Source organism: Negativicutes bacterium, from assembly GCA_021372785.1.
Taxonomy (GTDB): Bacteria; Bacillota; JAAYKD01; order JAAYKD01; family JAAYKD01; genus JAJFTT01.
The window spans coordinates 1-17,904 of sequence record JAJFTT010000037.1 but is presented as its reverse complement, the minus strand read 5'-3'; the positions used below and the strand labels follow the sequence as shown (position 1 = coordinate 17,904).

Here is a 17,904-nt window from a genome sequence, read left to right as displayed (position 1 = left end):
TCGCAGTCAAACGGAGCGTGAACGTGATGATATTTTCCGGGCGACATGTAAATGGTCAGATATTGTCCGTTGAGAAAGCGTTGGCTGTGTCGCCTGGAAACCAACAGCCTTTGCAGAGAGTAGCGCTTGCCTTTTACCTGCAGCAGGCTGCTTTGCCGGATCTTGCCCATGGCAATCACCGAACCGTCCGCCGGGCTGACAACGGCTGTCTGATTAAGACAAATTTCTCTGGCACCTTTGCGTAAGCGGCGCAGGAAGAATGCACGAATGGAACCGTAACTGCCAGGCGGCTGCTCCGTTTCCTGTTGATTGACTTGAAAAGCAAGACAAAAGAGGGGGATAAAGTGTCTGCTGACCGGTAAAGAATAAAGGCAACGAACCAATTTCGATCCGATCGGGTGAGACACGACCCAAAGCGAGAGATTTTCTAATTGAGTCCTGATGCTGATTGGCATGGCTACACTCCTTGAAAAAATTAAAGCCGCAGACTCATTGCCTGCCGTAATAACGTAAAGCGAAATTGCCGATTTGGCTATAGAGACCGTTATGGCTTTGCTGGGTCAGATATTCCAGTTGCTGAATATCCGTCATCTGCCATAAGCAGTTATACATATGGTAAAATTGAGCCTTCACCACATCGTTCATGCGATGCTCCAATTCGCTGCGCTGCGCACTGCTTAAACCGGCATATTCGTTGACTAGCTGCAGGCAGGCGTAGATTGTGCTTTCGGACATCACTTCAATCGGTTCTGTGGCAGGTGTATCGCGGGGAGTGCGAACCTCGCGGCGTTGATGTTGTCTCATGGCTTTGCGTTCCAAATCATCATTGTTGCCGGAGGAATTAAACTCGCGCGACTGGTTCATGCTGCGATTCTGTTTGCTTTTCTGCCTCAGCTGATTACCAACAACGGCAAGTATAATCAGACTTATGATATCCATCCCATGCCAAAGTTTTTTGTGGAAAACTTTGGCCTCACCGCCTTCCCGGATTGTTTTGTTAACTTCTATCATACCATATATTTGGCTTTATGCAACAGATTTCCCGTCAAATCAATGTAAATTTAAGCTCAGCCTGCAGCTCAACAGCGAAACACAGCGGCGAGGCGTCCCGGTTTTTATCTGTCAATCAGGCACTTGACAGAAAGCTGAAAATGAGTGACAATCCAAACAGACTATACAAATTGACCGTCGGTCGGAAAGGTGGTTTGCCATGGATCAGTGGTCCTCCCGTTTTCAATTGCCCATGCTGGCCGGAGAATTATTATTAGTCAACGGCGCTGAAATTTTCCGGGTGGAACAAACGATGGAACGGATGGCTTATGCTCTGGGAGCGGAACGCGCGGATACGCTGGCTGTTTTATCCGGTATCCAGGCCAGCTTTACCGTGCACAATCAGGTCTATACCTATGTCCGCCGCATACACAGCCGTCGGACCGGTCTTGGCATCATTATCGAAATCAATTCGATCTCCCGTCGCTTTTGCAGTGCTGAAATCACTTTTGACGAAGCCGAAGCAAGCTTGCAAAAGCTGGCCACCGCTCCGACCCATCGCTCTCCTTTGCGCAAAGCGCTGGCTTCCGCCTTCGGCACGCTCTCGTTTTCGGTTTTATTTCAGCTGCGCGGTCCCTTCCCTTTATGTTACGCCACGATCAATGGTTTTTTGGCCAGTTACCTGACAGATCTCTTTGCTTTCTGGCGGCTGCCGGATTTTATCTCGACTTACTGCACCAGTTTTTGTCTGACCGTCCTGACTTTCCTCTACCCAAGCTTAACCGGCGGCGACATGGACCGTGTTTTACTGGCGTCTTTGATTTTTCTGCTGCCCGGCGTGCCGCTTACCGTCAGTGTCCGGGAATTGACGAACGGCGATCTCTTATCCGGCACGACACGTTTGACTGAGGCTGTGATCACCTTGATTACCATCGCAGCCGGTGTCTATACCGTCTTTACGCTGTTCTCGCGGAGGTTGCCGCTATGATTTACGACTTTCTTTTTTCTTTCAGCGCAGTGATTTGTTATGCTTATCTCTTTGATGTCCCGCGGCGGCCAACCATCATCGCGGCCTTCAGCGGTTCGCTTGCCTGGGTGACTGCCCAGGTCTGGCTGGCCGACTCTTTCTTCGGTACCTTCCTGGCGGCATTTTTGATTGCCGCCGTCGCCTATCTGCTGGCGCCCCGTCTGCAAGTTCCGGTCACTTCGATGACAATTCCCGGCATTATTGTTCTGGTCCCGGGGGCAACCGCTTACAGCGCTTTGCGCGCCATGATCGACGGCGATTATAGTTCCTCCCTGCTGGGCATCATATCGGTGGCAGCCGTCACCTTTTCCATTGCGGGAGGGTTGAGCATCGCCGAACTGATCCTGCTGCGGTTCAATCGCCTGCTGCAAAAATGGCAGCAAAATCGAAAAAAGAGCAAGTAAAATGAAGGTTTTTTCTTCCGCTACAATTAGAAAACCTCTCCCGTTTGCTGTCTGCGTCTGCAGACAGCAAACGGGAGAGGTTTTGATCATCTATTTGCCGTCAAGGTTGATGCGGTAGCGGATTTCCCGCACGGGAGTTCCGATCACAGCTTCTTTCGTGCTGCCATCCGGCCGGAAGCCAGCTTTTTCATAGAAATGAATCGCGGTTTGATTGCTGTCCAAAACCCAAAGCATCACGGAGTGAAAACCCATTTCCTGCAGCGCTTGCAGCGCAGCCTGCATCAGCGCCTTTCCCAAACCCTTTCTCTGCGCAGAGCGCAGCAGATAGAGCCCGCCGACCTCACCGTAACCTTCCGGTAAATCTGTATCACGCGTCTTGCCGTAGCGGACAAAGCCAACCGGGTTGCCCTGCCATTCGGCAATCAGGACATTTTCAATTCCCTGACGCTTTGCGGCAGCGATGCTTTTCGCCTCACTGCGGCGATCGAGGTAAGCCTGATCGATCAGGCCGGTGTAAGTTTCTGTCCACGCCTGGAAATGGATTTGACCCAAAGCAAGTAGATCCGCCGCTTGGGCCGGTCTGATTTGCCACATCCCTTTTACCTCCTGCTATGAGCAAGCAGGGATATCTCTGCCAGTGAGACATCCCTGCTTGTTTTTTTATTCGCTGAGGAAGCGCTTGAACCACCCCATCATAAAATCCAAACGAGTTAAGCGGTTGGCAGGTTTGCCGCTGCGGGATAATTCGTGGTTTTCACCGTGGAAGATCACCATTTCCGTTGTCTTGCCCAAACGTTTCAGAGCAACATAGAATTGCTCCGCTTGTTCCAGCGGACAGCGATAATCCTGATCGCTGTGCAGGAACAGGAGCGGCGTCGATACTTTCGGCGCATAGCGAATGGGAGAGCGTTCCATCAAAAGGTCTTCGCTGTCCCAAATATCGGCTCCGCCCATCCCGCGTTTATCGTGCGACCAGCCGTTGTCGGCCGTGCCGTATTTACTCAGCAAATTGGACATGCCGCGCTGTGTGACCGCGGCGGCAAAAAGGTCGGTATGTCCGACCAGCCAGTTGGTGAAATAACCACCCTGACTGCCGCCGGTCACCCCCATTTTCGCCGCATTGACCCAAGGCAAAGCACGAACCTGTTCCGCCATAAACAACAGATCATCGGCATCGATGCCGCACCAGTCACCGATAATGGCCGTTGCAAAGGCTTCTCCATAGCCGACCGACCCGCGCGGGTTGCCGTAAAAGACGCCATAACCCAGCCCGGCCAGGACTTGGAATTCATGGAAGAAGGCATTGCCGTATGCCGCGTTCGGTCCGCCGTGAATCTCCATCACCAAAGGATACTGCTGACCCTCCTCGTAGCCGTAAGGCTTCAGCAGCCAGCCTTCCAAATCTGTTCCGTCGGGATGGCTGAAGTGAATATTCTCTGCTTTCGCCACCCAGCGCTCCGCAAACAGTTTCTCGTTGACTGCGGTGATCTGATGGAAGCGGCTTTCTTTTTTCAAATCCGCCAGCCATAAGTCAGCCGTCGCTTCCGGTGTGCTGATATTGGCGACGATCACCCCTTTGGCTTCATGGAAACTAAAAACAGTCATCATTCCCTCCCCCCACAGGCGGGAAATTTCCCCGCTGGCCAAGACCAGGCGATAGAGATAAGCATTGCCGCCTTCGGTGGCGGTAAAGAAAACATATTTGCCGCAGGCGGCGACCGTTGGCCCGGCAGAGCCGCTGTCAAAGCGCACATCCGATCCGGCAGCCGTACCGATCAAAAAGTCAAAGCCGCGGGATAGCAGATTGTGTTCACCCTGCAGATTGACCTGCCAAATCTCTGCGACGGCGCCGTTGATCAATCCTTTGTGATGACCGCCATAAACCAGGCCGCTGCTGTCTTTCAGCCAGGAGGCGCCGGAGAGCGAGACTTTTTGCCGGGTCAGATTGGTCAGACTGCCGTCGGCGAGCGAGAGCAGCCATAAATCGGAAACCGAATTCTGCTCGTCGCCGGTTCGGTTGGAAACAAAGGCCAGCCATTTCCCGTCGGGGGAAGGAATCGGCTCGCCGCAATGGTAAGCGCCGCTGGTCAGACGCTCCAACTTGCCGCTGTTGACTTCAATGGACCACAACTGATTCCAATAACCGTCATAAAAACCGACGCCGTTCATTTTATAATTCAAACGGGTAACATGCTCAAAAGACGCGCCTTCCCGGGGTTTGCTCTCCGCCGTTGTTTCTTCTTTGGCTGTAAAATAAATCTTACTGCCATCCGCCGACCAGTTATAAGCGCCTGTCCCTTTAAATAGGTTGGTCAGGCTTCTTGCTTCGCCGCCGCTGACCGGAATCAGCCAGATCTGATTATTTTTTTCCCGGTTGGTGGTAAAAGCAATCATACTGCCATCCGGTGACCATTTGGGATTGCCGTCTTTGACGGCAGGAATTTGAGCGTTGGTCAATTGACGCTGCCGCTCGCCTTCTCTTAACCAGAGGCAGGAACGATAGCCATTTTCTTTTTCCAGTGTTTCACTGACAACATAGACTATTTTCTCGCCATCGGGAGAAACCTGAGCTGCGCCGACGCCTTTGATGCTGATTAAATCATTGATTGTAAACGGTTTATTCAATTGAGACACTCCTTCCTTCGATTAGCGCAGCAAGGATGCAACGACAGAAATCATCGTTGGTACTACCATAGCCGCAACGAGAAGCCACACCAGAATTACTTTTGTCTTTTTGCTCATTTTTGTCCCTCTATCGAATCAAATGCAGAGTTTCCTGTCGACCATCCAGGAACCATGTCTTGCCGTCTTTCAGCAAAATCGTCTGCTCCAATGCCATGGTTACTTCCTGATTGTCCCATTCCGCCACAGGGAAGCGGACATTCAATTCCAGGGCATAACAGGTAGAATCGAATAATTCATAGTCCCCCCGGCCGGGAACTCCATCCTGCTGATCATAAAGACCGATGGTCGGCCCGGCGGCATGTCCGTGATAACCGATGGGGTGATTGTAGACACAAGGCAATAATCCTTCCGCCATCGCCTTCTCCCGGCTCAACCGCAAAACCTGATTCCCCGTACGGCCAACCTGCATCTCAGCCCGGACAATATCCTGCAAGCGGTTACCGGCTTGCAGGGCATCCTTTAAGCCTTGCGGCGCATCCGTTTCCTGCCGATGCAGCACATAGGCGTTCTGCTGCGTATCGGTATGTAAACGCAGATAGGCAAAACCAACATCACAGTGCAGTAAATCCCCGGGTAAGATAATACTGTCTGCCGGCAGCGAAGGACTGCCTCTGCGCTGAATATTCACATCCGGCTGAAACCAGGGTTTCAAACCCAGATCAACGAAGCGCTGCCGTATCCACCAGAGCAGATCGGCTGCTGTCGTGATACCGGGATGCACAATCCGGCTGGAGAATGCCTCCGCAATGACACCGTGCGCGATTTGCATGATCCCTTCATAAGCGATAATTTCCGCTTCGGTACGGGTTTCCAGCCAACCTACCGCCAAACGTTCCGCGCCAAAGCACCTTGCCGCGTACTTTTCACCCAAAGCGGTCATCATCTCTTCATAGAGCGCATGAGAAAGACCGTCGCCGAAAGCAAAGGTGTGACCCACATTGATACCGATTCGCCGTGGCTGCCGCTCTTCCACCAGCGCCCGCAGGTTGGCCCATTGGTCGCCCAGGGTTTGATTCCAGACCGGTTGATAGAGATCTCCGCCGATTGCCGTTTTTGCCAGGACAAACCGCTCTACGGTCTGATCCGGCATGAGCTGAAAAATCAGAATCGTCATTCGTCTGGCACTCATGCCGGGTTCGGGAATTAAGGATAAAAAAGTTGGGTCTTCGTTATACTCACGACAGGCGACGATCCACAGATCAAAATGCTCCCGCCGCATGATTGCGGGTAAAACCGTGTCCAGGCGCAGTTTCAGCCAGCGATTGATCACTTCAGCCTGTTGTCTCACCGGCAGTATTTTATCCTGCCATTGACCTTCGTGATTGGCCACCCGATGCTGTTCCGTTGTATAAGCCATGCATTTTGCCTCCTTAAAAAATTATCCGATCATTGAACCACACGTACTTCCACTCAGACCTGAATTCTCCCTGCCGTTCTTCCGCTGCGGCTTGATTTTTATTTTCCCCCTCTTTCGCGCTCAAAACAGATCCGGACAATCGCCGCCGCGCAAGCGGCGTTGTTTTATTCGGTAAACATGCGAAAGAGAGCCGTTACCGCCTGCAGATCAGCGCTGCTGTAATACCGCACGATTTCACCTTTGCTCTGGTTTGTGTAGGTGCCGACATCACGGTAATCATTCTCCTGATAAATCACCGTACCGGCATAACTGCCGTCCAGCATAATTTTCCAGCTGATCGTATGTTCCCAAATCTGATATTGTTTTGCCGTGTAAATGGTAAGATGGCGGCCCAGATTCAGTTCGGCAGTGGCTGTTTGGGTTGTTGTTTTTGCTTTGCTTTCGTCCAGCCTGACAATCTCAGTTTGTTTTAAATTTGTGATCGCGGCGGTAAAGGCAGCCAGCACTTCCGGCCATTTGTCGGCATTTTCACCCGACGCCGCAAAATAACGCTGTTTGGCAATATCCGTCACACCGGCAATACTCTGCGTCAACTGAAATTTCGCCTGATTTAAGCTCTCTTCCTGTACGGTCAGGCAGCTCCCCTCCGCATCGAAAACCAGCAGCTGATAATCGCCGATTTGCCCCGCATAGTTTTCGATGGCAAAAATAAAGGAGACAATATTGTTTACTCCGGCGGCGGTTGTGACTTGCTTGACCGCCGTCAGCTGCCTGCCTTCGGGTGTCTGCAGCGTAACACCGGCGCCGTTCTTTTGCTCCACTGTGCCATAATAGTAGAGTGTGCCGTTTCTGGCAGTCAGCCCCTGCGGATTTTTGCTGGAAGGATAATGATACACCCAGAAAATCAATTTCGGTACCATGGCATAGACCGACACATCACTTTGGTTTTTCGTAAAATAGGCATAAAAATCGTCGGTTTTATATTCCAGGATAAGCTCTGCCTCGGACAGCTTTTCCATGTCGGCTACCCCTTCGGTCGACATAAAGATCTGTTTGGTTTCCGCACCGTCTGTCATGACAATAACGAAAGTATATATAGCCAGAATCGTGATGACCAGAATGACCAATATTTGCAGCATATTGATCCCTGCCGGTTTCAATACTTTTTCTTCCAATTCGCTTCCTCCTCGGTTCCCTGTTTATACTTTCTCTCTTTGATCCATCAGCTGAATCATTAAAAACGCATACAAATCCGTCTGTTCCTCAATCAGTTTGGAAATCGGCTTGCCATGACCGTGTCCCGCGCTTTTTTCCACGCGCAGCAATATGGGGTTGCTGCCGGCATCGGCAGCCTGCAAGGTCGCCGTAAATTTACGCGCCTGGCAGGGAACCACCCGATCATCCATATCGGCCGTCATGATCAGAGTCGGCGGATAAACCCGGTTCATTTTGACGTTATGCAGCGGGGAATAGGCATACATAAATTGGAAGTGTTCCGGATTTTGCTCGGCATTGCCATATTCACCGGTCCAATAACGACCGACCGTAAAGCGATGATAGCGCAGCATGTCCAGGACAGGCACCCAGACGATCACAGCGCCGTACAAATCGGGCCGCTGCGTCAGGCAAGCCCCGGTCAGGAGACCGCCATTCGAACGCCCCATTATGCCAAGCCGCCGCCGGCAGGTATAATTCTGCGCTATCAGCCATTCGGCCGCAGCGATATAGTCGTCAAAAACATTCTGTTTATTGGCCAATGTCCCGGCCAGATGCCAGGCTTCGCCATACTCCGCACCGCCGCGCAGGCAAGGTTCTGCGTGAACACCTCCGGCCTGCAGCCAGGCCAGGACCTGCGGAGAAAAATTCGGGGTGCGGTTGATGCTGAAACCGCCATAGCCGTAGAGCAGCGTGGGATTATGGCCGTCCAGCTTGATGGCTTTGCTGCGGGTGATAAACATCGGAATCTGCGTACCGTCTTTGGATGGATAAAACACCCGAATGGTTTCAAATTGATCAAAAGGGAAATCGAGCCGCGGACAAAACCAAATATCGGTTTCTTCTGTCTTGCAATCATAGCGCAGAATGGTATCGGGATACAGGAAACTGTTGAACAGGATAAAACACTCCTCATCCTCCGCCCCTCCGCTCAAACCCCGCACGGTTCCCAAAGCGGGCAGAGGTATTTGCCGCAGGAAATTCCCCTCCGCATCATACCGCTCCAGCACATGCGCAGCATCCTTGAGATAGGTGCAGATGATTTGATGATGTACCAGCCGGACCTCGTCCAACAGATCCGATTTTTCGGGCAAAACGGTCTGCCAGTTCGGTTTTGCCGTCAGGGTCAGATCAACCGCCAGCAAGCATCCCATGGGAGCATTCTGATTGGTGCGCAGAAAAAGACGATTATCCAGCCAGCCGGCCAGATCGAAGGACGCCTGAAACTCATTGACCAGCGGAATGAATTCTGCCTGACTGTCAAGGGGACGAAACCAGATCAAACTGCGCGGATCGGTTCCAATCCGGATCAGCAGCAGCTGCCATTTGCCGTTATCACTGACCGACAAGCTGAACCCCCAGTCCGGGTGTTCTTTATTTTCATAGACCAGCGTATCGTCCGCCTGAGCCTCCGCCAGGCGATGCAAATAAATTTTTGCATCACGACTGATATTTTCCGCGGCTACCGTCGCGGGATCCGGAAAACGTGTGTAAAAAAAACCGGTCTCGTCAGGCAGCCAGGCAATTTGAGTAAATTTAACCCAGTTGATTTCATCGCTGCAGACGAGATCCTGCCGCAGATCTTTCACCAGAATCCGCTGCCAGTCACTGCCGCTTTGCGAGAGGCCGTAGGCGCAAAAATTCCCCCTCGGGCTGACCTCAAAATGAGCTGCTTCCACTGTCCCGTCCTCACTCAGCAGATTGGGATCGAGGACAATCCGGCCAAGATCATTTAAATTCTCATGCTGATAGATCACAGACTGATTCTGCAAGCCGCTGTTGCGGCTAGAGTAGTATTTTCCGGCCTTTTTCAGAGGCAGACTTTGTTTCGGATATCGGTAAAGAGAAGTCAGGCGTTCCTGCAATTGCCGGTGAATGGCATATTGCTGTAAATAAGCATTCGTCTCCGCATTTTGAGCGGCTGTCCATGCCCTGACTTCAGGATCAAAATCATCCTCCAGCCAACGGTCGGGGTCCGCCACCGGTGTGCCATGAAAATCATCAATTTGCTCCATACGGCGAGTCACGATGCGTTGCCGCATCCAATCATCTCCTTTATTTTTACTCCTCCCTAATATTCGCATTTATGAACTTGTTTCCTTCCTATCCTCCGCGGAAAAGATGCTATTCTCTTTTATTCGCTTTTATGTTACACTACAGTTATGATTTACTCAGTGTAAGGAGGATTCAGAAAGTGAACCTAGCGGCCATGATTGATCATACTCTGCTGAAAGCGGATGCTACCGCTGCGCAGATTGAGAAGCTGTGTCGGGAAGCCAGACAATACAGCTTAGCCTCGGTCTGTATTAACCCTGTTTATGTCAGTTTCGCTGCCGGACTGCTGACCGGCAGTCCGGTTAAGGTCTGTACTGTGATCGGATTTCCCTTAGGCGCCGTCTGCAGTGAGGATAAGGCAGAAGAAGCACACCGGGCGATTGCCAATGGCGCCGCTGAATTGGATATGGTGTTGGCGATTGGCGCCGCGAAAAGCGGCGACTGGCAAAGCGTGGAATCCGATCTGAGGGCAGTCTGCCGGGCTGCCGGTAAAGAAGCGCTTGTGAAAGTAATTTTAGAAACCTGCCTGCTGACTGACGAAGAAATCGTTACTGCCTGTCTTTCGGCGCAAAGAGCCGGCGCAGCGTTTGTCAAAACTTCCACCGGGTTCTCCAGCGGCGGCGCGACCGAGTACCATGTAGAGCTGATGCGCAAAACCGTTGGCAGAACGATGGGTGTCAAAGCCTCCGGCGGAATCCGCAGCGCCGCTGCCGCGCTTGCCATGATAAAAGCAGGAGCCAATCGTATCGGTACGAGTTCGGGACCGGCAATTATACTGGAATATGAGACTCATTGAGGCCAATCCTCTGAGATACCGGAAAATTAAAATGAAAGGGTGACTCTGATGTCAAAATTAGTCCAAGGTCAAATTGCTCCTGATTTTACCTTCCGCACCCCCTGGCTGGAAAACCAGAAATTCTCCGAATGGGTTGCCAAAGCGCCCAAAACCATACTGATCTTTTCCCGTTACTATGGTTGTTCTCTCTGTCAGCTCGACATCGCAGAAATGGCGGAAGCCTATCCTAAATTCGCTGCCAAAGGGGTCCAGGTGTTGATTGCTCTGCAGAGCGCGCCGGAGACGATGCAAGCGGAACTGAATGAAGACAGCCTGCCTTTTCCGATCATTCTGGATCCGGAACAAACCATCTATCATCTCTATGATCTCAATGTCGCGGAGGATTTAAAAAAAGCGGTCAGTCTGAAAACATTATCGCGCCTCGCGAAAGCCAAATCAAGAGGTTTTCAGCATGGCAAATATGAAGGCGAAGAGAATCAGCTGCAGGCGGCGCTGATTTTAGATCGGAACAGACAGGTCCTCTTTGTGAAATACGCGGAATCTTTAGCGGATATACCGGATGCCGAAGAGCTGCTGGCGCTGCTTTAGAACCGGAACGTTCGGGAAGGATCAGCCAGCAAGATCATCTTTCTCTGCCGGAGCAACCACCGGTTTGATTGTTCCGGCAGCTTTTTTGCAGGGAATCCTGCTTTGCACAGCAGGCAGCAATGACCATTTTCTTACCGCATTCTCTTTCTAAAAACGTGATTATTTTTCTGAGTGAGCTTGCCCAGCCGCCCGGCGGCTGCCCTGCCCTAGAAAGACGTTCATTGATTTTTCGTATTTTCTTAAATGTTTTGACTTATTTTGGCATATTTTACTAATTTAATTATATTTCCCTGAAAATTCAGCAAAACAGTTGCAACTGCCTCCGTTTGCGGCTATAATAACAAGAAACAAATCGCAGCCTGGTGATTAAGAACGATTCTAAGGAGGCAGACAGTGCTATTACAATTTGAACGCTTTAATCAGCTGATTTGGTTGATTTTCGCTGTGTTGTATTTTTACCAACTCGTCTATGTTATGGTTTCCTTGTTTCCCGGCAGCCGGCGTCAGAAGGAAACTTGCCAGCCGCGTCTTCACCGCTACGCCGTGATCTCTGCCGCACGCAATGAAGAAAAAGTGATCGGTCATCTGATTGCCAGCATCAAACAGCAGAATTATCCTGCCGGTTTGCTTGATGTTTTTGTGGTCGCCGATAACTGTACAGATCAAACTGCAGCCGCCGCCCGGGCAGCCGGAGCAATCGTTTACGAACGTTTTGATTATCAGCAAGTTGGCAAAGGATATGCGCTGGATTATTTTTTCAAGCAATTACAGCAAGATAACCTGTTCGACCAATATGAAGGTTTTTTTATTTTTGATGCCGATAATCTGCTGGATGCCAATTATATCAGCGAAATGAATCGGTTGTTCGATCAGGGCAAGCATAATGTCATAACCAGCTATCGCAATTCCAAAAATTATGATACCAACTGGATTTCGGCAGGTTCCTCCCTTTGGTTTCTGCGGGAAGCGCGTTTTTTGAACTATTCCCGCACTTTGCTGAACACCAGCTGTGCGGTTTCCGGTACCGGTTTTTTATTGAAGAAGAGTATCATCGAGCAGAATAAAGGCTGGAAATACCATCTGCTGACCGAAGATATCGAATTTTCCATCGACTGCATCCTGCACGGTGAAAAAATCGGTTATTGTCCCACCGCTGTTTTTTATGATGAGCAGCCTTATACCTTCCAGCAGTCCTGGCTGCAGCGGTTGCGCTGGGCCAAAGGCTTCTATCAGGTGTTTCAAAATTACGGTGCAAAATTAGGCAAAGCTCTTTTTCAGGGCAATCAACATTTACTCTCCAGTTATGATATGCTGATGACCATCCTGCCTTCGATGTTTCTCACTTTGTTCAGTTTGGTGGTCGACCTCGGCTTTTTGGTTTTCGGTCTCTATGGTAATTTGAGCACACACCTTTTTTCCATTATTGTGCCGACGGCAGCCATGGCACTGGCCGGCGCTTTATTCAACTTTTACGCGGTTTTATTCCTGATGGGTGCGCTGACAACCATGGCGGAATGGAAAAGAATCAACTGCGTCTGGTGGAAAAAAATCCTCTACAGCTTTAGTTTCCCTATTTTTATTGCCTCCTATATTCCAATTTCGCTGGTCGCTCTGTTCCAGAAAGTGGAATGGAAGCCAATCAGCCATACGGTGACGAAAACAATCGAACAAGTCCGCTAAAAAGTCAAAAAGACCGCTGCGAAAATTCAATTTCACAGCGGTTCTTTTTTTACTTAATTGATTGTTTTGCAGGAGGCAAAGATTCGGTGACTGATCAGAACCGCCATTTCACGTGTCGCCGGCGCACGGGGCGCAAGATGTGCAAAATCGGTTCCCCGCACGATGCCGCCGGCAACCAGGCGTTCGACGGCTGCGCGTGCTTCTGCCGCCACCTCGCGTTGATCAACGCTGATCAGAGCGGCAGGATGCTTGAGCGGGCCGGAAAAGTGCTGCCAAACCGCGTCAAACAGCTGCATCAGCTGCTGACGCTGGCAGTTCGTGGCTGCTTCTGCCGGGGTCCAGTTCAGGTCAGACAAGAGAGCCAGACGGCGAGCCTGTTCGAGATAGGATTCTGCGTCAGGTAAAGTCAAATCCGCCTGTCCCGCCAGGCGTTGATAGAGCAAGACCGCCAGCTGACAGGCTTCTTCCCTGCTAATCGGTTCCGTATAGCGCCGCTGCAGGATGAGCGGAACCAAATCATTGGCTTCCGCCGCCGTAATTTCCGCCTCTGCCCAAGCATCTGCCGGTATATCCTGCAAGCCAAGATAGACAGCATTGCTCAGCGGACGCGTCGCCTGGGTATAGAATACACCGTCCACCAAGAAAGCCGACGAATCGCCGCCATCCAAATTGATGGCATTCTCGGCGCCGAGTGCCTGGACCGCCAGGGCTAAATCCCTGATGGAACAGGCAGCCACTGTGCCAAAAACCAGCTCACCCGCCTTGGTCATCGCGAGAAAACTGCGCTGCTCTTTGCCTGTGAATAAATGCTGTTCTGTAAAACCTTCCGCCGCAGGATCACAGGCAATTGCGCCGTTTTTCACCAGCGTCGGTCCGGCTCCCAGGGCAAAAACGATATCGCTCCAGTCCAGGCGCCCGCCCGGAACCGCGACCCCGTCGCTGATTTGGTTCTCATAAGTCTCTATTTGGTAGGTCACCCGATCCCCCGGCTGGAAGCGCCCGGCGTACTCGCTGTCATCGATCAACAGGGTAAAACCGTCCCGGTCGATCGCCGCTTCACCGCGTACGATCTCGCTGACGATGCCCTGCCGCACAACGACGGATATTCCGGTATGACTGCCGGTCGTGTTGCCGAAGGCATGTGTAAACAGGATGATTTCACCCGCCGTCTGATAGCGATGGTTCATCCCCCGGGCAGACCAGCTCTGATCCTCCGCACCGCTTCGCTGGATGCAGCCGCTGATTTTGGTATGCAAGCGTTCCACCCTGCTCTTGCCGGACGAATCCACCGCAAAGACCGAACCAATATTGCCGAGATGCAGAAATTCCCCCTGCAGCTGTATCACACCATAGGGCAGCGGTAATTTCTCGTAGGCTCCGTAATAGCCGCCGTTGATCATCGCCAGAGAAGCGATTCCGCTTTGCAGCAATTCTGCCGCCATGTCATCCAGGTTCGCCAGCGCGGCAATCCGATCCTGCGCCAGGACACCGCCAAACTTCACCTTCGGATCCGTTAAATCGGCCCGGACATATTTCAGTTGATATGTGGTGTCACCCAGCTGAATTGGTTGGATTCTCGCTTGCAGTTTGTTCTCCGCGGCGCCGGCTGTCAACGCGCTGTTGCAGAGAAAACCGAAGAGTACGATGCAGAAAAAAAGGCGTTTTTTCACACGACCACGTCTCCTTTAAAAAACAGCAGACAACAGCGCCTGTTCCTGTCTGCTGCGTCTGCCGCCTGGGTCAAGCTGACCTAAATCTGTTTGATTTTCTCCATGGCATCTTCCATGCCGATCTCGCCTTTACCCAATTGTTCCAGAACGGTCCGCCGCTGAGCAGCCTTCTGATCTTCGCTGTCCGGCCGGTCGACTGTATAACCCAGCGCTTCAATCACGCTATCCAGGCGATTGCGTACGGTGGGATAGGAAATTCCCAATTCGCGTTCGACTTCTTTGATGTTCCCCCTGGAACGGATAAAGACTTCCACAAATTCTTTCAGTTCCGGACTTAACTGGCAGAATTTACAGACATCAAATTCCCCCTCAATGGTTGTACCGCAATGCTCGCAATGCAGCCGGGTGACGGAAAGAGCTTCGTAGCATACCGGACAGCGCCCAAGTACTTTACGTTTCATATGATCATTCCTTTCAGCGGAGCTTTCTTCAACTTCTTTTTATTATTGTCTCTGTTTTTACCGTGTTTGTCAAGTGCTATTTCACCGTTTTGATTTGAGCAAACAAAATGTATTTGTCTTGCCAGTAATGTTCGCCTTTTACGTTGACTTTTCTGATATAGCATGATATAATGTTCATGATTTAACAAATAACCGAACAATTTAAGGGTTTTACCCGTTAAATCGTTCGTGTCCGACAAGAAAGGGGTTATTCATACGGAAAAGAAAGTTTGGCTGGTCATGGGCAGTGATTCCGATCTGGCTTTGATGGTCTCCGCCGCAAAAATCCTGGAGGATTTCGGCGTGCCTTATGAAATGACAATCGCCTCTGCGCATCGCTGTACCGATTATGTGACCGAACATGCCGCCGGATTGTCAACTGAAGGGTTTGGCGTCGTCATCGCCGCGGCAGGTTTGGCTGCTCATTTGCCCGGCGTAATCGCCGGCAGTACCACCTTACCGGTGATCGGGGTGCCGCTCGCTTCCGGCGCATTACAGGGAGTGGATGCGCTCTACGCCATCGTGCAGATGCCGACCGGCGTACCCGTTGCTTGTGTCGCAATCAACGGCGTAAAAAACGCAGCTCTGTTAGCGGTGCAAATCCTGGCGCTTGACAATCCCCGCCTCGCCCGAGCCTTTGCCAACTACAAAGACAGTCTGGCGCAGGAAGTACTGGCGAAGAATGAAAAATTAGCAAAGATCGGTTATACGGCTTACCTAAAGGAAAAGGGGGTCACATCCATATGATTGAGCGTTATACCAGACCTGTAATGGCAAAATTGTGGTCAGAAGACAACCGTTATCAAAAATGGCTGGAAGTGGAACTATTGGCAGCCGAAGCCTGGGCCGAGCTGGGCGTTGTCCCGCGTGAAGCAGCGCAGCAGCTGCGCAAGAACGCCCGTTTTGATGTGCGGCGGATCCATGAAATCGAAGCGGAAACGCGTCATGATGTGGTCGCCTTCACCCGCTGTATCGCAGAGAACCTGGGAGAAGAATCGAAATATCTGCATTATGGTCTCACCTCCACCGATGTTGTCGATACCGCGCTGTCCGCTGTATTGAAAGAAGCGGTCAGCCTGATTCAGGAAGACCTTGATCGCTTTGCGGAAGTGCTGCGTCAGCAAGCGATTCGTTATAAAGACGTGCCTTGCATGGGCCGTACCCATGGCGTACATGCGGAACCAACCACCTTTGGCCTGAAATTAGCCCTTTGGTACAGCGAAACCCGCCGCAATATCGTTCGTTTGGCCCGCGCCAAGGAAACGATTGCCGTCGGTAAAATTTCCGGTGCGGTCGGTACTTATGCCAATGTCGACCCTTTTGTGGAACGTTATGTCTGCGAAGGGATGAATTTACAGCCGGCCTTGATTTCTACTCAGATTTTACAGCGTGACCGTCATGCCGAATTGATGACCACACTTGCCATCATTGCTTCCTGTCTGGATAAATATGCAACAGAAATCCGCGGTCTGCAGAAGACAGAAATCCGGGAAGTGGAAGAGCCGTTCCGTCCCGGCCAAAAAGGATCTTCCGCCATGCCGCACAAACGCAACCCGGTCAACTGTGAACAAGTCAGCGGACTGGCCCGCGTGATCCGCGGCAACACGATTGCCGCGCTGGAGGATATTCCTCTCTGGCATGAACGCGATATTTCCCACTCTTCCGTGGAGCGGATCATCCTGCCCGATTCCACCACTTTGATTGATTATCTCTTGGTCAAGTTCACCGATATTGTCAAAAATTTGCTGGTTTACCCCAAAAATATGCTGCGCAATATCGAGAAGAGCCATGGCTTGATCCATAGCCAGCAAGTCCTGCTCAAATTGATCGAGAAAGGGCTGCTGCGGGAAACCGCCTATGATCTGGTACAGAAATATGCCATGCGCGCCTGGGAAGAAGAACTGCCCTTCCGGGATTTGATCAGCCGGGAACCGCTGATCACAGACAAACTGAGCGCGGCTGACCTGGATGATTGTTTTGACATTCGACATCACCTGAAGTATGTTGATGATATCTTTGCCAAGCTGGGCTTAGTCTAAAATAAAGCAAAAAGCGGTAGCTCCCAGCTGCCGTTTTTCCTCTCCTGTCAGGTTTCGGTCTGCCATCAAAAAAGGATGAATGAGAAGGAGTGTTTTCTGATGACATTTAAAGCTTCCCTGAACATTACGCTGCGCCCCAGTATTTTGGATCCGCAGGGTTCTGCGGTCTTGAATTCCTTACGAAGTCTGCATTATAACGATGTTAAATCGGTGCGGATCGGTAAATTTATGGAGATCGTGGTAGAAGCAGGCGACGCCGGCGCGGCCGAGGCACTGATCCGTCAGCTGTGCAGTATCCTGCTGACAAACCCGGTGATGGAAGATTATACGCTGACCCTGACGGAGGTGTAGGTCATGAAATTCGCTGTGATCCTCTTTCCCGGCTCCAACTGTGAAGTAGACTGCGTGCATGTGATCAAAGAAGTGCTGCAGGAACCGGTCACTACCGTCTGGCATAAGGAAACCGATTTATCCGCTTTTGATGCGGTTGTCTTGCCGGGCGGCTTTTCCTATGGCGATTATCTGCGCTGCGGCGCCATCGCCCGTTTTTCACCGATCATGGATGCGGTGATTGCCCACGCCAAAGCCGGCAAACCGCTGCTCGGCATCTGCAATGGTTTTCAAATTTTGACCGAATGCGGCTTGCTGCCCGGCGCTTTCTTAAAAAATTCCGGCCTGCAGTTCATTTGCGAAGACCGCTGGCTGCGCGTGGATAACAATCAGACACAATTCACCCGACTCTATCAGGCTCAACAGGTGATCCGCATCCCCATCGCGCATGCGGAAGGCAATTATTTCGCGGATCCCGACACGATTGACCGTCTGGAAGAGCGCCAGCAAATCGTTTTTCGCTACTGCGACGCAAACGGTGCGCTCACGGCAGCAGCAAATCCCAACG

The 17,904-nt window shown here is 51.4% G+C and carries 18 protein-coding genes; 9 read left to right on the top strand and 9 right to left on the bottom strand.

Going from position 1 to position 17,904, the window contains the following annotated elements:
• Both LLG09_05500 and LLG09_05495 read right to left on the bottom strand, forming a co-directional pair.
• Positions 1-455, bottom strand: a 455-nt coding sequence (locus LLG09_05500) for a phosphatidylserine decarboxylase (GenBank protein MCE5196567.1), incomplete at its 3' end; no start/stop codon positions are given.
• A 34-nt stretch (positions 456-489) separates the two neighbouring features.
• Complete coding sequence (locus tag LLG09_05495; GenBank protein ID MCE5196566.1) at positions 490-1,011, bottom strand: hypothetical protein; 522 nt, start codon at positions 1,009-1,011, stop codon at positions 490-492.
• Positions 1,012-1,210: 199 nt separating this feature from the next.
• Here LLG09_05495 and LLG09_05490 point away from each other — a divergent pair, with 199 nt between their 5' ends.
• The gene (locus LLG09_05490; GenBank protein ID MCE5196565.1) at positions 1,211-1,978 is read left to right on the top strand and encodes a threonine/serine exporter family protein; all 768 of its coding nucleotides are present in this window, start codon (positions 1,211-1,213) and stop codon (positions 1,976-1,978) included.
• A complete protein-coding gene (locus tag LLG09_05485) occupies positions 1,975-2,421 on the top strand; it encodes a threonine/serine exporter family protein (protein MCE5196564.1) in 447 nt (148 codons plus the stop codon). Before LLG09_05490 ends, LLG09_05485 begins: the two co-directional genes overlap by 4 nt.
• 90 nt (positions 2,422-2,511) lie before the next feature.
• On the opposite strand, the gene LLG09_05480 is transcribed toward LLG09_05485, so the two are convergent.
• The 5 genes from LLG09_05480 to LLG09_05460 form a co-directional block, all read right to left on the bottom strand.
• Positions 2,512-3,015 carry a GNAT family N-acetyltransferase gene (locus LLG09_05480; protein ID MCE5196563.1) on the bottom strand — a complete coding sequence of 168 codons (504 nt, stop codon included), beginning with the start codon at positions 3,013-3,015 and terminating at the stop codon, positions 2,512-2,514.
• Positions 3,016-3,081: 66 nt separating this feature from the next.
• Entirely contained in the window at positions 3,082-5,046 is a 1,965-nt protein-coding gene (locus tag LLG09_05475; protein ID MCE5196562.1) for a S9 family peptidase, read from the bottom strand.
• Positions 5,047-5,173: 127 nt separating this feature from the next.
• Positions 5,174-6,463, bottom strand: a complete 1,290-nt coding sequence (locus LLG09_05470) for an aminopeptidase P family protein (GenBank protein ID MCE5196561.1) — start codon at positions 6,461-6,463, stop codon at positions 5,174-5,176.
• A 164-nt stretch (positions 6,464-6,627) separates the two neighbouring features.
• Positions 6,628-7,638, bottom strand: coding sequence for a hypothetical protein (locus LLG09_05465; GenBank protein ID MCE5196560.1), 1,011 nt, complete (start codon positions 7,636-7,638; stop codon positions 6,628-6,630).
• A 24-nt stretch (positions 7,639-7,662) separates the two neighbouring features.
• Entirely contained in the window at positions 7,663-9,720 is a 2,058-nt protein-coding gene (locus tag LLG09_05460) for a prolyl oligopeptidase family serine peptidase (GenBank protein MCE5196559.1), read from the bottom strand.
• 104 nt (positions 9,721-9,824) lie between these two features.
• On the opposite strand from LLG09_05460, the gene deoC reads away from it, so the two are divergent.
• From deoC to LLG09_05445, 3 genes are all read left to right on the top strand, one after another.
• Positions 9,825-10,529: a deoxyribose-phosphate aldolase gene (deoC, locus tag LLG09_05455; protein MCE5196558.1), complete on the top strand. Its 705-nt coding sequence runs from the start codon at positions 9,825-9,827 to the stop codon at positions 10,527-10,529.
• A gap of 48 nt (positions 10,530-10,577) precedes the next feature.
• A complete protein-coding gene (locus tag LLG09_05450; GenBank protein MCE5196557.1) occupies positions 10,578-11,117 on the top strand; it encodes a redoxin domain-containing protein in 540 nt (179 codons plus the stop codon).
• A gap of 393 nt (positions 11,118-11,510) precedes the next feature.
• On the top strand, positions 11,511-12,797 hold the full coding sequence (locus tag LLG09_05445; GenBank protein MCE5196556.1) for a glycosyltransferase: 1,287 nt from the start codon (positions 11,511-11,513) through the stop codon (positions 12,795-12,797).
• A gap of 53 nt (positions 12,798-12,850) precedes the next feature.
• Here the strand turns inward: LLG09_05445 and LLG09_05440 are convergent, their stop codons facing one another.
• Both LLG09_05440 and LLG09_05435 read right to left on the bottom strand, forming a co-directional pair.
• Positions 12,851-14,467 (bottom strand): phosphodiester glycosidase family protein, encoded by a 1,617-nt coding sequence (locus LLG09_05440; protein ID MCE5196555.1) that lies wholly within the window; start codon positions 14,465-14,467, stop codon positions 12,851-12,853.
• 80 nt (positions 14,468-14,547) lie between these two features.
• A complete protein-coding gene (locus LLG09_05435; GenBank protein MCE5196554.1) occupies positions 14,548-14,928 on the bottom strand; it encodes a DUF2089 domain-containing protein in 381 nt (126 codons plus the stop codon).
• Positions 14,929-15,207: 279 nt separating this feature from the next.
• Here LLG09_05435 and purE point away from each other — a divergent pair, with 279 nt between their 5' ends.
• The 4 genes from purE to purQ all read left to right on the top strand — a co-directional run.
• Complete coding sequence (gene purE / locus LLG09_05430) at positions 15,208-15,714, top strand: 5-(carboxyamino)imidazole ribonucleotide mutase (GenBank protein MCE5196553.1); 507 nt, start codon at positions 15,208-15,210, stop codon at positions 15,712-15,714.
• On the top strand, positions 15,711-17,006 hold the full coding sequence (purB, locus tag LLG09_05425; GenBank protein MCE5196552.1) for an adenylosuccinate lyase: 1,296 nt from the start codon (positions 15,711-15,713) through the stop codon (positions 17,004-17,006). The genes purE and purB overlap by 4 nt, the downstream gene beginning before the upstream one ends.
• Positions 17,007-17,105: 99 nt before the next feature.
• A complete protein-coding gene (gene purS / locus LLG09_05420; GenBank protein ID MCE5196551.1) occupies positions 17,106-17,357 on the top strand; it encodes a phosphoribosylformylglycinamidine synthase subunit PurS in 252 nt (83 codons plus the stop codon).
• Positions 17,358-17,360: 3 nt separating this feature from the next.
• A partial coding sequence (gene purQ, locus LLG09_05415) for a phosphoribosylformylglycinamidine synthase subunit PurQ (GenBank protein ID MCE5196550.1) occupies positions 17,361-17,904 on the top strand: 544 nt, incomplete at its 3' end.